The organism is Herbaspirillum sp. C7C2 (assembly GCF_022627865.1).
GTDB classification, from domain to species: Bacteria; Pseudomonadota; Gammaproteobacteria; order Burkholderiales; family Burkholderiaceae_D; genus Herbaspirillum; species Herbaspirillum frisingense.
This window is the reverse complement of record NZ_JABXGI010000024.1, coordinates 1-15,111: the sequence shown is the minus strand read 5'-3', so window position 1 is coordinate 15,111 and position 15,111 is coordinate 1. Positions and strand designations below refer to the sequence as shown.

Below are 15,111 nucleotides of genomic sequence, written 5' to 3'. Positions count from 1 at the left end.
CCGGCTCCGTGGAAGAGGGATGCCCGCATCGCATGCACGAACCATGCCCTGTGCGCCCGGGGCGCATGCTGGCATGGGTCAGGTAGAAGGTCGGACATGGGAAGGGGCGTCATCACATGGACCAGCATGGCCGGTGGCGCATGCCGTGAATCCTGCAAATCCGGCCATTGTAATGGAGAACGGTCGGCCGGCACATCGCGCAGAACAGCAATCGACAGCCCGCAAGCCCACGCCGCGACTGGCTTTGGCTAAAATGGCGGGATTGCGCTGACGTGCATCCATGTCAATTCCCGGCATCCGGGAACGCGCCTTCTTTTCTTCAGGACCATGAGCGCATCTTCCCCCGCCATCGATGGCGAAACCGTCCGTACCATTCTCATCACGGGCGCTGCCCGCGGCATTGGCGCGGCGGTCGCCACCACCGTGGCCGCGCCCGGCGTGGCCTTGATCCTCCATGCGCGCAGCGAGTCACCCGAGTTGCAGGCGGTGGCGCAACACTGCCGCGCTCTGGGTGCGCGCTGCACCCTGGCATTGGGCGACCTGGCCGATCCGCAGACCGCCGCACATCTGCGTGATACGGCGCTGGTGCAACACGGGCGCCTCGATGCGCTGGTGGCCAATGCCGGCTTTGCCGATCGCAAGCGCATCGGCGAGCTCTCCGAGGCGGACTGGTCGCGTTCGCTGGATGCCTTGCTGAGCGGCTTCTTCCGTCTGGTCACGGCGTGCCGCGAGCCGTTGATGGCCAGTGGACAGGGCAGGGTGGTGGCGGTGAGTTCCTTCGTGGCCCATGTGTATCGGCTGGGTGAGTCGGGCTTCCCGGCATCGGCGGCGGCCAAGGCCGGCATCGAGGCGCTGGTCAAGTCACTGGCGGTGCAACTGGCGCCGGCAGGCGTGACGGTCAACGCGGTGGCACCGGGCTACGTTCAGAAGAGTGATCCGGCCAAGTCGGCCATCGATCCGGCAGCCTGGCAGGCGGCATTGGCGCGCATTCCCATGCAGCGCCTGGGCCAGCCGCAGGAGATTGCCAACGTGATCGGCTTCCTGCTGAGCCCAGCGGCGTCCTATGTCACCGGTCAGGTGTGGCATGTGGATGGTGGCCTGACGCTGTAGTGCTCATGCTGTCGTCCACAAAATAATTTATAAGATTTACGTCATTCATCTTTCTTCGAGAAGTCCAAACCATGCGCATCATCGTGCTGGGCGCCGGCATCGTCGGCGTCACCACTGCTTATTTCCTCCGCGAGCGCGGCCATGAAGTGGTCGTGGTCGAGCGCCGCGCCGAAGTGGCTGCCGAGACCAGTGTGGGTAATGCCGGACACGTCTGTCCGTCCTACGCCACGCCCTGGGCCGCACCGGGCATGCCGGCCAAGTCGCTGAAGTGGTCGGTGCAGAGCTGGCTGGGCATCGAGGCGGCGCTGCGCTTTACGCCGCGTCTGGATGCGCACCAGTGGAAGTGGCTGCAGCGCTTCCTGGCGCAATGCACGCCTGAGCGCTATGCCATCAACAAGGCCCGCATGGGGCGTCTGGCGCGCTACAGCCACGGCCAGTTGAAGCAGATCCGCGAACGCCTGGACATCCGCTACGAACAGACCACCGGCGGCAACCTGCAGCTGTTCCGTACCCAGGAGGGACTGGACAATGCAGGCCTGTCGACCCGGGTGCTGGCAGAAGCCGGCGTGCCTTTCGAATTGCTGGATGCCGATGGCTGCGTGGCCTTCGATCCCGGCCTGCACGCAGCGCGCCACGAACTGAAGGGCGGCCTGCTGTTGCCCCTGGACGAGACCGGCAACTGCCCCTTGTTCGCGCGCGCCCTGGCGGCCTGGTTGCAGGCGCATGGGGTGGAGTTCCACTTGTCCACAGAGGTGCAGGCCATCGAGGTGGCCGGTGGTCAGGTCAGTGGCGTGCGCACCCGGAACGCCACGCTGCGCGCCGATGCCTACGTGGTGGCCTGCGCCAGTGCCTCGGTGCCGATGTTGAAGCCGCTGGGCCTGGACCTGCCCATCTATCCGGTCAAGGGCTATGCCATCACGGTGCCGGTGGCCGACCCTGCCAGCGCGCCGCGCAGTGGCGTCATGGACGAATACTACAAGGTGGCCATCACCCGCATGGGCCAGCATATCCGCGCCGCCGGCACGGCCGAGATCGGCAGCTGGGACACGCGCGTCACGCCGCGCGACTGCGCCACCGCACTGAAGTCGCTGAAGAATCTTTATCCACAGGGCGCCGACCTGGCCAAGGTGGAATACTGGGCCGGCTTGCGACCGATGACCCCGGATGGCGCGCCGCTGATCGGCGCGACCCGTTATCCGAATCTGTGGCTCAACGCAGGCCATGGTTCCAATGGCTGGACCACGGCCTGCGGTTCCTCCCGTCTGATCGCCGACAAGATATCGGGCGTGGCCAGCGAGATCGAGAGCGCCGACCTGGAGCCGCAGCGCGTGATCTGAGTGGAGCGTCGCCGGGCTGGCGTCAGCGATCGAACAGGGCGTCGACGTTGGCGCCGTTGCTGAAGGTACTGACCGCCCAGCCGGCCGGCGCCTTGTAGAAGATGAACATCCAAGGGATGGCCTGGCGCTCGGTCTTTTCGATGTAGGTCAGCTTGATGAGGGATTCACCGACCTTTTCCGAACGGATGAATTCATAGCCGACCGAATTGCCGACCAGGGCTTCGACGGCCATGCGCGAACTGCGGGCGTTGGTGCGGGCGGTTTCGAAGGCGCGGATGTCGACCAGCGCATACGGCGAGAGCATGCCGTAGGCGTCGTCGGTACGGCCGGCACCGGCCTGAGCCATGACCTTGTCGGTCAGGGCGCGCACCTCGGTTTCGGACTTCAGGGTATCGGCCTGCGCGGCCGGCAGCACGACCAGGGCCAGCGCGGCCAGCAGGGTGCGGGGGATGAAAGCGGACATGGAAATCTCCTTGTGGGCATGGCACAGGTGGCCACAGCCGGCTATTGTGCCAGCACCGTGGGCCATGTTGCATCCGTTCGCGCCGGCGCGGCTTTGCGTCTTGCTGCCTGCTGTTAAGCGCGCAAGTGGCCAGCGTAAATACAGGTAAAACGGAACAGTCGCCTTGCCGTGCGCCGCTATGATGGGCAGCCTGTGATCCGGCCACCCGCGCCATGCGGGATGCGGCACATCGGATTGCGCTCGGGGGAGAGCATCATGCGCACCATCATCACTGCCACCTTGCTGGTTTCATCGCTCGCGGGTTGCGTCGTCACTTCCGGCAATGCCCTGGTGGATGCCGTGGGCCTGGTGGGCTCGGCGGCGTCCAGCGTCAAGGCGATGACGCCCAACACCACCCAGAATCCCATCGTCTACAGCAAGGATCCGATCCGCGATGTCTGCATCGAGTGGAATGGCTCGGTGGCCCTGAGCGATTTCGTGCCGGGCCTGCAGGGCGAGCTGCAGAAGCACGGGGTGCAAAGCCGGGTCTATGATGCCGGTACCCAGGCGCTGGCCTGCCCGGTGACGCTGAGTTACGTCGGTTACGTCAAATGGGATACCAAGGTCTTCACCGATGCCTATACCCCCTATCTCACCTATGCCGCGCTGACCCTGCGGCGCGATGGTCGCGTGCTGGGTACGGCGCAATACCGGCTGGGCTCCTTCGGCCAGGACAAGTGGGCGTCCGCCGGTGACAAGCTGGCCCCCCTGATCGATGCGCTGTTCCCGGGCAATCCCATCGTGGCGGACAATTCGCCAGACAACATGCGCGGTGCCGCCAACGGTTTCTGAGATAAGGGGCGGGGCGCTCGTCTGGCCCGTACATCCAACGCTATCCAGTACGCAATGAAAAACGGCAAGCCAGGCTTGCCGTTTGTCTTTTGTTGCCTTCGCTGTCAACGTGCTTACCAGATCGTCAGCAGGCGGCGGAAGAAGTTGCCATCGGTGCTGGCGTCGGCAATGGAGCCGCCGCCGACCTGTTCCAGCCGGGCATCGGCGACGTTGGAGGAGGCCACGATGCCGCCCCGGATATCGCGTGTGCGCACCACGCCCGAGAAGCGCAGCGTGTTGATGTTGCCGTTGACACCGATGCGTTTTTCACCGGCCACCACCAGATTGCGGTTGGGAAGCACTTCGACGATGGAGACCATCAGCGTGCCGCTCATGGTGTTGGTATTGCTGCTGTCGCCGGAGCCCTTGAAGGTGTTGTTGCCGGAGGCCGAATAGTTGGCGTCGTAGAGCTGGGTGAACAGGCCGCCCAGCGGTGCGCCCGAGCCGGGTCCCTTCTGCGTGAGGGAGCTGTCGCGGCTGTTGTTGGTGGCGGCCTTGTTGCTGCTGCTGATCGACTCGGAAATGTCGATCTTGATGATGTCACCGACGTTGTAGGTGGTCGGCTCCTCGAACAGCTGGGCGCTGGAGACGCGGAAGATGGCGCCATTGTTTTCCACGTTGGGCACCTGATAGGCAGGGCGTACGCTGGTAGGTCCGTTGACCATCGGTGCCGGGCTGTTGCAGGCCGACAGCGAAACGGCCAGCGCGCAGGCGCCGGCAAGGCGAAACTGGAATGACATGACGATCCCCCCGTTGGACGGCCTGGCTGGATGCCCGGCGCGCGTGGCCACCGACGCCGTTGCAGGCGTGGCGGCACTGGCAGGGATGATGGTGGGTAACGGTGTAAGCAGCGGTTAGGTCCTTGTAAAGTGCGGCAAACAATCTTCAACGAGAGTTAAGTGCAGACCTTGCGAGCCGGTGGATTGACCCGGGCTTGACGCAGGTTGGGCGGCAATGCGCTCGCGCATTTCCGTGCATAATGGCGCCACCCCCAACTCTGCGATCCCGTCGTGCGTGATCGCATACCATCATGGCAACAGAAAAAAACCAGGCCGCGGTGAGCTCCGAGGCAGCCGCAGCCGCACCGACGATGCATGATCAGTTGGTCTCGGCCCGTATTCGCCAGCGCATCAAGGCGGCCGGCGTGCGTTTCCACGCCAACGACAATATCGCCGCCTTCATCAGGGAAGGTGAACTGGAGCAGTTGCAGGCGGAGGTGCAATCCAAGCTGGCCGCTGTCCTGGAGAGCCTGGTGATTGATGTCGAGAGCGACCACAACACCCAGGACACCGCCAAGCGCGTGGCCAAGATGTACCTCAACGAAGTCTTCAAGGGCCGCTACCAGGTGGCGCCGCCGGTGACCGAGTTCCCCAACATCGAGCGTCTCAACGAGCTGATGATCGTCGGCCCCATCACGGTGCGCAGCGCCTGCTCGCACCACCTGTGCCCGATCATGGGCAAGGTGTGGGTGGGGGTGATGCCCAATGAGCATTCCAACCTGATCGGCTTGTCCAAGTATGCCCGCCTGCTGGAGTGGGTGATGAGCCGTCCGCAGATCCAGGAAGAGGCGGTCTCGCAGGCGGCCGACCTGCTGATGCAAAAGCTGCAGCCGGACGGCCTGGCCATCGTCATGGAAGCCGACCACTTCTGCATGCACTGGCGCGGCGTCAAGGACGTGGAGTCGAAGATGATCAACAGCGTCATGCGTGGCTCTTTCCTGCGTGACGCCAACCTGCGCCGTGAATTCCTGGCGCTGATTTCCCAACGTCAACGAGGTTAATCATGCTGGTTCGTCTGATCTATGCAAGCCGCGCACGCGAGACCATCACCCACGAGACCATCGAAGGCATCCTGGCGGCGTCGCGTCAGCGCAATCCGCAACAGGGCATCACCGGGGTGCTGTGCTATAGCGATACCATCTTCGTGCAGGTACTCGAAGGCGGACGCGATCAGGTCAACCGACTGTACGGCCGGCTGCTGGGCGATGCGCGACATCAGGATGTGATCCTGCTGGCCTATGAGTCGATCGACGAACGCCAGTATTCCTCCTGGACCATGGGCAAGATCCGGCTGGACAAGATCAATCGTTCCCTGCTGCTGAAGTATTCGGTCACCGGTGAGCTCAATCCCTACGAGGTGTCCTGCTGTTCCACCGTGGCACTGTTGAATGAACTGGCCTCGACGGCGGCATTTGCGCAACGTGACTGAACCGGGTTTGCGGCAGCAATGACATAGCAACGGCGCCAGGGATGAAACTGGCGCCGTTTCTTTTTGGGCAGGCCCTAGAGCAGGTCGATGCTGGGCAGGCTGCGGATGCCCCACTTGGCCGGGTCGGCGTAGGCGATGATCTTGTCGCTGCCGTGCGCGAGGTCGACGATGTCGGACTTCAGCGGCATGCGGCTGGTGGTCGAGTAGAACACCTTCACGCGCGGCGTGAGCAACTGGTCCGGACGCTGGTCCACCACCACGCCCAGTCGACCCGATTGCAGGATGACGCAGGAGCCGGTCGGGTAGATGCCGATGGCCTTGACGAAGGCCTGCATCGTCACCGGGTCGAAATGCCCGGCACTGCTGGCCATGTGGCGGATCGAACGGGCCGGGTCCCAGCCCGCCTTGTAGGGACGATTGGAGGTGATGGCGTCGTAGACGTCGCATACCGCCCCCATCTTGGCCATGATGGAAATACTGTCGGACTTGAGATTGAAGGGATAGCCGCTGCCATCGATCTTCTCGTGATGGTGCAGCGAGACATCCAGCGGAACCTCGCCGATGCCTTCGATCTGCTGCAGGATGCTGTGGCCTTGCACGGTGTGCGAACGGATGGAGGCGAACTCTTCTTCGGTCAGCTTGGCCGGTTTGTTGAGGATGTCCAACGGCACGGCCATCTTGCCGACGTCATGCAGCAGCCCCGCCATGCCGGCCTGCCTGGTCTGCTCCTGAGTCATGCCCAGCTGGTTGGCCAGGGAGATCATCATGGCGCAGACGGCCACCGAATGCATGTAGGTGTAATCGTCAGTGGTCTTCAGGCGGGCCAGACTGATGAGGGCGTCGGCGTTGCGGGAGACCGAGGAGGTGATCTCGGTGACCAGCTCGGCGGCATCCTTGACGTCCACCGCCTTGCCCATGCGCGCTTCGGAAAACATGTTGAGCACGGTGGACTTGGAAGAGGAAATGATGCGTGCCGCACGTTCGCGTTCGACAGCGGTCTCGGTGCGCTGGGCCGGCTTGCGTACGGCCACGGCGACTGCTGCGGTAGGGTCATGCTCTTCGTGAGCATCTTCCGGGTCGTCTTCCAGGTGGTCCGGCGCAATGTCGCGGCCCTTGGCGGTATCGATGGTGACCTGGTCGATCGGACAGTCGCGCAGCGTCTGCAGGTCTTCCAGGCTCTCGATCTTGAAGGATTTGCGCCAGAAAGGATGACTGATCCATCCCCCGGGGATGGAGTGGACATACATGCCCAAACGCAATTGTTCTAAGGCGATGGATTTCAACATATCGAATTCAGGTCTGTGCCTGTCACTGTTTCCCGCTTTGAAAGCGGTTCGATTTCCCTGATGAAATGACGCCTATTATTGGTAGTGTCTCCCACGTGGCAGAACTCGCTTGCATGGCTAAGCTAGCTGAAATTATCGTAACAGAATGCGTTTTGCTTGAGGTCGATTAAGCGGGGATTAACGGTCGAAATTTCCGTTTGCGCTCGCCAATGTTGGTGTGTGGAAAAGAGTGAGAATGCAGCGCCCGCCGAAGCTGACAAAATGCTGAGGAAAGATAGCCGCCGCCTGAGAATCCGGCAGGCCGCGGCCGTGAGGAATGGTGAGAAAAACTTATTTTTTCAACGGTGGTGCGTAGGGATTCTTGGTCAGCAGACGCAGGAAGCTGGCAATGCACGCGACCCCTGCAAAGGCGGCGCCGAAGCCCAATGCCAGGCGCGAGCCTTGCGTTTCGGAAAGATTGAAGCATAGCGCGACCAGCGCTGCGCCCACGCTTTGACCGAGCAGCCGGGCTGTGGCCACGATACCGGATGCGCCGCCACTGCGATGGGGGGGCGCACTGGTCATCAGCGCTTTCAGGTTGGGTGACTGGAAGAAGCCAAAGCCCATGCCGCACAGAAGCATGCGCCAGCTGATTTCCCAGACGGTGGGTGCGGCCGGCATGAAGGTCATCGACAAGAGCCCGGCGCACAGTAGCGCCAGACCGACGCCACCGAGGATGCCGACCGGATAGCGGTCCGACAGGCGTCCCGCGATGGGGGCCATGATGGCCACGGCCACCGGCCAGGGCGTCATCAACAGGCCGATCTCCACCTGGCTGCGTCCCAGGTCATGATGGAAGAAGAAGGGGAGCGAGACGAAGGCCAGGCCTTGCGCGGCGAAGGAGCAGATGGCAGTGACCGTCGAGAGCGAAAACATCGCATGGCGGAACAGGTCCACCGGCAGCATCGGCGCCGGATGCGACAGTTCGCGCTTGAGCAGGAACAGGCCGCAGACAATGGCGGCCGCCAGTTCCAGTCCGACCACGCTGGCCTGGGCCTGGTGCGCGCCTTCGCCGATGGCCAGGATCAGCAGGCCGAAGGCGGCGGCGTTGAGCACTGCGCTGCGCAGGTCGAAGGTATGGGTGGACAGCGTGGTATGCGGCAACGAGGGCAGGGCCAGTACCACTGCCAGCACACCCAGCGGCACGTTGACGGCGAACAGCCATGGCCATGGTGCGATGGCGAGGATGCCCGAGGCCACCGAGGGACCGACCGTGAAGGCGATGGCGACGATGAGCGTGTTCAGTCCCACGCCGCGGCCCAGCGAGCGGGTCGGATAGATGAAGCGGATCAGCGCGGTGTTGACACTCATGATGCCGGCCCCGCCCAGTCCCTGGAGGAAACGCGCCATCACCAGCGTAGGCAGCGACCACGCCACAGCACACAGCAGCGAGGCCGCGGTAAACAGCACCAGTCCCCAGACATAGATACGGCGATAGCCGACGATCTCGCCCAGCGCCGCCAGGGGCAGCAGCGACACCATCATCGCCAGCTGGTAGGCGGTCACGATCCAGACCGAGGCGGCCGGCGTGGTGTTGAGGTCCAGCGCCATGGCTGGCAGGGCGGTGTTGGCGATGGCGGTGTCGAGCGTGGCCAGGCCGACGGCGATGCCCAACGCCAGGATGGCGCGGCCGCGCTGGTCGGGCGGCAAGCCTTCCCCTGCGATGACGATGTGGTGTTTGGGATCGGTGGCGCCGGGGGAGGAGGGCAGCGTGGACATGGGTCTTGGATATCTGGCGAAGGTGTGCGTGCTGGCGTGGCACCGGATGCCGGAGCTCTGCCGCCGCTTGTTTGCTCTTGGAATCCTGCAATGAAGACAGGTGCAGCCCGGCTGGGCAGCGCCGCACAATGATAGCGGGGAACGTGCAAGCGCGCTGGCGGCGGTCACGAGCGGGGCGGCTGCGCTATGATGGCGGTTTGCGCTGGCGTGGCTGGCGCGTTTTGATCACGGAGTCATCAGCATGTCCAAACAGCAGTTGTCGGAGCGCCTGTGCGCGTGGATCGATCAGCATTTCGACGAGGAGGTCGGCGTGCTGCAGCAGTTGATCCGCATCCCCACCGATACGCCCCCCGGCAACAATGCCCCGCACGCCGATGTGGTGGCCGAGCTGGTGCGGTCCTGGGGCTGGAATGCCGAGAAGTTTCCGGTCCCGCAAGAGCAGGTGCGTGACTATGGCATGCAGAGCATCACCAACCTGATCGTGCGCCGCCCCTATGCCGAGGGCGGCCCGACGCTGGCCCTGAATGCGCATGGCGACGTGGTGCCGCCGGGCGAGGGCTGGTCGCATGACCCCTACGGCGGTGAAGTGGCCGATGGCCGCATCTATGGCCGGGCGGCGGCGGTCTCCAAGAGTGACTTCGCCAGCTATATCTTCGCTACCCGCGCGCTGGAGGCGCTGGGCGCTTCGCTGCGCGGTGCGGTGGAGCTGCATTTCACCTACGACGAGGAGTTCGGTGGCCTGCTCGGCCCCGGCTGGCTGCTGGAGCAGAAGCTGACCCAGCCGGATTACGTGCTGGCGGCCGGCTTCAGCTACAACGTGGTGACCGCCCACAATGCCTGCCTGCAGTTCGAGGTGACCGTGCATGGGCGCGCCACCCACGGCTCCATGCCGGAGACCGGCCACGATGCACTGCAGGCCGCCAATGCCGTCCTCAATGCCATCTATGGCGCCTTGCCCGGCCTGAAGGACATCCGTTCCTCCATCCCCGGCATCAGCCATCCGACCATGATCGTCGGCCGCATCGATGGTGGCACCAATACCAATGTGGTGCCGGGCAAGGTGGTGCTGAAGATGGATCGTCGCATGATCCCCGAGGAAGACCCGGCGCAGGTCGAGGCCGGCGTACGCAAGCTGATCGAGGATGCGGTGGCGGGGCTGCCGGGCATCCGCGTGGAAATCCGCCGCCTGCTGCTGGCGCGTGCACTGCGCCCGCTGCCGGGTCACGAGAAGCTGGTGCAGAGCCTGCTGCGCAATGCCGAGACGGTCATGGGCGAAACGCTCACCACCAACGGCTCGGCGCTCTATACGGACGCCCGCCTGTACGGCGAGCATGGCATCCCGGTGGTGCTGTTCGGCGCGGGGCCGCGCACGCTGATGGAATCCAACGCCAAGCAGGCCGACGAGAACCTGGCCCTGGACGACCTGCGCAAGGCCACCAAGGTGGTGGCGCTGATGCTGCTGGACTTCCTCGGGCCGCAGGACTGAGTGCGACGCCCGGCGGGCGCGACTTGAAGTTGCCCGCCGGGAAGTTGGCCGGATCGCCGCCGGATCGACAAATGATTACAATGTGTGCCCGCGCGCTGATGGCCGACGTTTCCTGTCGGCATCTTCCGGGCCGGGAGGCTTCCTGCTTGCCCGGGTAACGAAGCAAGTCTTGAGGGACCGAGATCAATCGCATGTTGAACGCCATCGAGCACACCCATCCGCCCCCATCGGCAGCCACGCGCAAGCCCGGCTATCTCGGCTTGTCGTTCCGGCAATTGCTGCTGGCGGCGTTCCTGCTGATTGCGGCCCTGCTCAGCGGTACCTCCATCCACGCCCTGTTCACGCTGGACCGCATGTCGGCCAACAGCCGGGACACCGCCCGGCAGGCGGTGCAACTGACCGAGGCGGCACAGCGCCTGGCCGAGCGCACCGTGGCCATGGAGCGCAGTGCGCGCCAGTATCTGGTGCTGGATGACACCGCTTTCCACGACCGTTTCAACGAAGCGCGCGACCAGGCCCGGCAGGCGGTGGATGAGCTGTCCGACGCGTTGCCGATGGCACCGCGGGAAATGTTCAGTCAATGGGGCCTGTATGTCGATGAAGCGGCGGCCGTGCTGGAAGCCGATTCGCGCAAGGACAAGGGGGAGCAGGCCAAGCTGTTCCAGGACTTTGCCCGCCTGCCCGCCCTGAACGAGCGCATCGCGCTGGAAAGCCGGCGCGAGGTCGATCGCCGCAACAATGCCCTGTCCGCGGCCCTGGAACAGCAGCGCCAGCTGCTTACTGCCCAGGTGGTGGGCGCCATCGTGCTGGCGGTGTTGCTGGCATTCTGCTTCGGCCTGTGGCTGTCGCGGCCGATGGCACGGCTGGAGCAGGCCATCGGCCGGCTGGGCGACAATCGCTTCGATCAGCCTATCGACGTGCGCGGCCCGGCCGACATCCGTCGCCTGGGTCAGCAACTGGACTGGCTGCGCCAGCGCCTGGCCGATCTGGAGGCCGAGAAGTCGCGCTTCCTGCGCCATGTTTCGCATGAACTGAAGACGCCCCTGTCGGCCTTGTGCGAGGGTGCGGCGCTGCTCGATGACGGCGTGGCCGGCCAGTTGAGCGAGAACCAGCGCGAGATTGCCCGCATCCTGCGCCAGAATACGCAGTCGCTGCAGACGCAGATCGAGGACCTGCTGCGCTATAACGAGGTGTCCTTCGATGCCCAGCGCATCCATCCGGTGCCGGTCGACCTGCGTGCCTTGCTGCACAAGGTGATCGATGACCAGCGGCTGCAATGGCTGGCGCGCCAGCTGAAGGTGGAGATCGAAGGGGCGGCACGTACCGTGGTGGTGGACCCCGAGAAGATGGCCATCGTGCTGGCCAATCTGCTTTCGAACGCCGTACGCTTCAGCCCCGAGGGCGGGTTCATCCGTTTCATGCTGACCGAGGCGCCGGGCCTGGTGCGGGTCGAGTGCATCGATCAGGGGCCGGGGGTGGCGCCGACGGACGCGGCCCGCATCTTCGAGCCGTTCTATCAGGGCCTGCACCAGCCTCCGGGCGCGCGCCGTGGCAACGGTATCGGCCTGTCGGTGGTGCGCGAGTATGTGCAAGCCCATAGTGGCAAGGTCTATCTGGTCCCGCGCGAGGGCGGGGCGCATTTCCGAATCGAGTTGCCTGATGAAAAATAAGATCCTGATCCTGGCTTCCTGCATGGTGCTGGCGGCGTGTACGGCGCAGCCGCAAGCACCCACCTCGACCGTCCAGCTCATCCAGTCCAGTAGCAACATCGACGAACTGCTGGCCTATAACGCCCAGTTGCGCAAGATGTCGCCGGCCGAACTGGGGCGCGAAGTGCAGCGTTTGAACGCCTATCCGGCCGGCCCTGCCACGACGGTACGCCGTGCGATGGCGCTTTCGCTCACCCGGGACCCCATCGATCTGGCCAAGGCCGAAGCCCAGCTATGGAACGTCATGGCCGATCGCAGCGTCGAAGCGGAGAAGCTCAAGCCGTTGGCGCAGTTGCTGGCAGGTCATTATGCCGATCTGCGCCGGGTGGCCGACAATGCCGAGAAGTCTTCGGTGCAACTCAAGGAAGCGCAGCGCAAGGTAGACCAGCTCAATGACAAGCTGGAAGCGCTGAAGAACATCGAACGGACCCTGCCGGCCGGCGGCAAGTAAGGCCAGCGCCGTCGGGGCCCGTTCCATTTTTACTGGAACTGGAGTCCCGATGGGAAAAACTGCCCCCCTGATGCTGGTCGATGATGATCCCGACCTGCTGCGCCTGTTGACCCTGCGCCTCAACGCCAGCGGTTACCGCATCCTGGCCGTGGAAAGTGCCGAGGCTGCCCTGGCGCAGCTGGCCATTGCATTGCCGGCACTGGTGATCACCGATGTACGGCTGCCGGGGATGGACGGCTTGGCGCTGTTTGCGGAGATCCGCAGCCGCTATCCGGCCCTGCCGGTGATCCTGCTGACCGCGCACGGCACCATCCCCGATGCGGTCGATGCGACGACCAAGGGCGCTTTCGCCTATCTCACCAAGCCTTTCGATGGTCATGTGCTGCTGGACAAGGTGGCCCAGGCGCTGAGCCTGTCCGCACCGGCCCAGGAAGCGCCGGATGAGGCCTGGCGCGCCGATATCATCAGCCGCAGTCAGCGGGTCGATGAGCTGCTGGCCGAGGCGCGCCTGGTGGCAGCGTCCGATGCCAGCATCCTGATCCGTGGCGACAGCGGCACCGGCAAGGAGCTGCTGGCCCGTGCCATCCACCGGGCCAGCCCGCGGGCCGACAAACCGTTCATCGCCGTCAATTGCGGCGCCATTCCCGAGCAACTGCTGGAGTCTGAGCTGTTCGGCCACGTCAAGGGTGCCTTCACCGGAGCGGTTGAACATCGGCAAGGGCTGTTCCAGGCGGCCGACGGCGGCACCCTGTTCCTGGACGAGATCGGCGACATGCCCATGGCATTGCAGGTCAAGCTGCTGCGCGTGCTGCAGGAGAAGACCGTGCGCCAGGTGGGCGCCAACCAGTCCGGCGAGGTGGACGTACGGGTGATTTCCGCCACCCATCGCGACCTGGAGGCGGCCATGACCGAAGGTCAGTTCCGGGAAGACCTGTATTACCGGCTCAACGTGGTGACCTTGCAGTTGCCCGCTCTGGAAGAGCGGCGCGAGGATATCGCCCTGCTGGCCAATCATTTCCTCAAGAGCATCGCTGCCAAGTATCCCAAGCGCCTGACCGGGTTTGCGCCGGATGCGCTGGAGGTGCTGAGCCTGGCGCACTGGCCGGGTAATGTGCGGCAGCTCTACAACGTGGTGGAACAGGTGTGCGCGTTGTCGACAGCACCCTTGATCCCCGCCACGCTGGTGCAGCGGGCATTGAGGGTACCGACCCTGGACCTGCTGCGCTATGCCGAGGCCAAGCAGAAATTCGAGCGTGATTATCTCGTCCGCCTGCTGAAGCTGACCGATGGCAATGTCTCGGATGCGGCCAGGCTGGCTGATCGCAATCGCACCGAGTTCTATCGCTTGCTGCAGAAGAACGGACTTGATCCGCGGCGCTTCCGCGGCGGGGAGGAGCCCGTCGTCATGGAGCGACAGGATGGAATCCTTTGAAAACAAGGGCTTATGTGGAAGAGGCCGGTGGCACGTCGTGGCAAGCCGACGGAAACGAGGGGTTTGTTGCATGGTTCGAGCCTGTTTCCACCCACTTGAATTGCTAAGTGATTGATTTAAAAGGAAGATCTTCTGCTGGCATGGCCTTTGCGACTAGGGCTGCAAGTGCTGCTCTATATAGAGACTTTCAGAGCAGAGTCGGAATGAGTGAATTGACTACAAGGAGAACGCCATGAAAAAGACCTTCGCTTCCCATCTGCTGGCCGCCAGCCTGCTGGTGATGACCGCCGCGCCTGCTGTCCATGCTGCGGATACCTCGCGGGCCGCCGCGCCCAGCGTTCAAAAGGCCGGGACATATATAGATGACTCAGTTGTTACCGCCAAGGTCAAGGCAGCATTGGTCGAGGACAAGCAGATTTCAGCCATGAAGATCAGCGTCACTACCAAGGATGGCGTTGTCACCCTCAAGGGGGCGGTGCCCAGTGCCGAGCTGGGGCAACATGCCTTGCAGTTGGCAGCCGGCATTGAAGGCGTACGCGACGTCAAGAGCGACCTCATCGTGAAGGCCGGATAAGCGCGCCAGGTAGGGGCGCAATTGAGACGAGCGCCTTTGCCGAGTCCCAATCAAGAAGAGAGCGGGCCGTCCCGTCAGGGATGGCCCGCTCTCTTTTGGATTCATCAATTCGCGCCGCGAAGGTCCTGTAATCCATGATGGGCTTGGGTTTGCGGGCGATTGTCCCGGTCGGCTTTCTGGATTGGCTAAATTATTTTCGAATATTTTTCAAAAAGTGCTTGCGTGGTGTGGGGGGCGTTGCTATAGTTCGCCCCCTGCTGACGCGACACACGAAGCGAAGTTGAAAAACAGAGCGACGAAGGTGGGCGAAGCAGGTGAGTAGTGAAGCAGTTTGAAGGGCGTTTTAGATGGAAGTAGTCGAGCGGTAGCAAAAGCGAAGACGAAAAAATTTAAAACGAATCGCAAAAAAGTAGTTGACGCGATGAAC

The 15,111-nt window shown here is 63.6% G+C and carries 14 protein-coding genes; 10 read left to right on the top strand and 4 right to left on the bottom strand.

Translation table 11 applies throughout. The features are described from left to right. The first annotated feature begins 327 nt into the window (after positions 1–327). A complete protein-coding gene (locus HWE04_RS21320; protein WP_241813646.1) occupies positions 328–1,110 on the top strand; it encodes an SDR family NAD(P)-dependent oxidoreductase in 783 nt (260 codons plus the stop codon). A gap of 71 nt (positions 1,111–1,181) precedes the next feature. Continuing rightward, on the top strand, positions 1,182–2,447 hold the full coding sequence (locus HWE04_RS21315) for a D-amino acid dehydrogenase (RefSeq protein WP_241813645.1): 1,266 nt from the start codon (positions 1,182–1,184) through the stop codon (positions 2,445–2,447). Between the two features lie 22 nt (positions 2,448–2,469). On the opposite strand, the gene HWE04_RS21310 is transcribed toward HWE04_RS21315, so the two are convergent. Then, positions 2,470–2,910, bottom strand: a complete 441-nt coding sequence (locus HWE04_RS21310) for a hypothetical protein (protein WP_241813644.1) — start codon at positions 2,908–2,910, stop codon at positions 2,470–2,472. Between the two features lie 255 nt (positions 2,911–3,165). Here HWE04_RS21310 and HWE04_RS21305 point away from each other — a divergent pair, with 255 nt between their 5' ends. After that, entirely contained in the window at positions 3,166–3,741 is a 576-nt protein-coding gene (locus HWE04_RS21305; protein WP_006463386.1) for a hypothetical protein, read from the top strand. A gap of 113 nt (positions 3,742–3,854) precedes the next feature. Here the strand turns inward: HWE04_RS21305 and HWE04_RS21300 are convergent, their stop codons facing one another. Further along, positions 3,855–4,520 (bottom strand): flagellar basal body L-ring protein FlgH, encoded by a 666-nt coding sequence (locus HWE04_RS21300; protein WP_006463385.1) that lies wholly within the window; start codon positions 4,518–4,520, stop codon positions 3,855–3,857. 290 nt (positions 4,521–4,810) lie between these two features. On the opposite strand from HWE04_RS21300, the gene folE reads away from it, so the two are divergent. Then, complete coding sequence (folE, locus tag HWE04_RS21295; protein ID WP_241813643.1) at positions 4,811–5,560, top strand: GTP cyclohydrolase I; 750 nt, start codon at positions 4,811–4,813, stop codon at positions 5,558–5,560. A gap of 2 nt (positions 5,561–5,562) precedes the next feature. After that, the gene (locus HWE04_RS21290; RefSeq protein WP_006463383.1) at positions 5,563–5,988 is read left to right on the top strand and encodes a BLUF domain-containing protein; all 426 of its coding nucleotides are present in this window, start codon (positions 5,563–5,565) and stop codon (positions 5,986–5,988) included. A gap of 74 nt (positions 5,989–6,062) precedes the next feature. On the opposite strand, the gene HWE04_RS21285 is transcribed toward HWE04_RS21290, so the two are convergent. Beyond that, positions 6,063–7,274 carry an HD-GYP domain-containing protein gene (locus tag HWE04_RS21285; protein WP_241813642.1) on the bottom strand — a complete coding sequence of 404 codons (1,212 nt, stop codon included), beginning with the start codon at positions 7,272–7,274 and terminating at the stop codon, positions 6,063–6,065. 330 nt (positions 7,275–7,604) lie between these two features. After that, the gene (locus tag HWE04_RS21280; protein WP_006463381.1) at positions 7,605–9,032 is read right to left on the bottom strand and encodes an MFS transporter; all 1,428 of its coding nucleotides are present in this window, start codon (positions 9,030–9,032) and stop codon (positions 7,605–7,607) included. 241 nt (positions 9,033–9,273) lie between these two features. On the opposite strand from HWE04_RS21280, the gene HWE04_RS21275 reads away from it, so the two are divergent. The 5 genes from HWE04_RS21275 (at position 9,274) to HWE04_RS21255 (ending at position 14,684) form a co-directional block, all read left to right on the top strand. Next, entirely contained in the window at positions 9,274–10,518 is a 1,245-nt protein-coding gene (locus tag HWE04_RS21275) for an ArgE/DapE family deacylase (RefSeq protein WP_241813641.1), read from the top strand. A 191-nt stretch (positions 10,519–10,709) separates the two neighbouring features. Next, positions 10,710–12,188: a HAMP domain-containing sensor histidine kinase gene (locus HWE04_RS21270; protein WP_077238629.1), complete on the top strand. Its 1,479-nt coding sequence runs from the start codon at positions 10,710–10,712 to the stop codon at positions 12,186–12,188. Next, the gene (locus HWE04_RS21265; RefSeq protein ID WP_006463378.1) at positions 12,178–12,678 is read left to right on the top strand and encodes a hypothetical protein; all 501 of its coding nucleotides are present in this window, start codon (positions 12,178–12,180) and stop codon (positions 12,676–12,678) included. Before HWE04_RS21270 ends, HWE04_RS21265 begins: the two co-directional genes overlap by 11 nt. Before the next feature lie 49 nt (positions 12,679–12,727). Next, positions 12,728–14,110: a sigma 54-interacting transcriptional regulator gene (locus tag HWE04_RS21260; RefSeq protein ID WP_241813640.1), complete on the top strand. Its 1,383-nt coding sequence runs from the start codon at positions 12,728–12,730 to the stop codon at positions 14,108–14,110. 232 nt (positions 14,111–14,342) lie between these two features. After that, a complete protein-coding gene (locus HWE04_RS21255; RefSeq protein ID WP_006463376.1) occupies positions 14,343–14,684 on the top strand; it encodes a BON domain-containing protein in 342 nt (113 codons plus the stop codon). Positions 14,685–15,111: the final 427 nt, after the last annotated feature.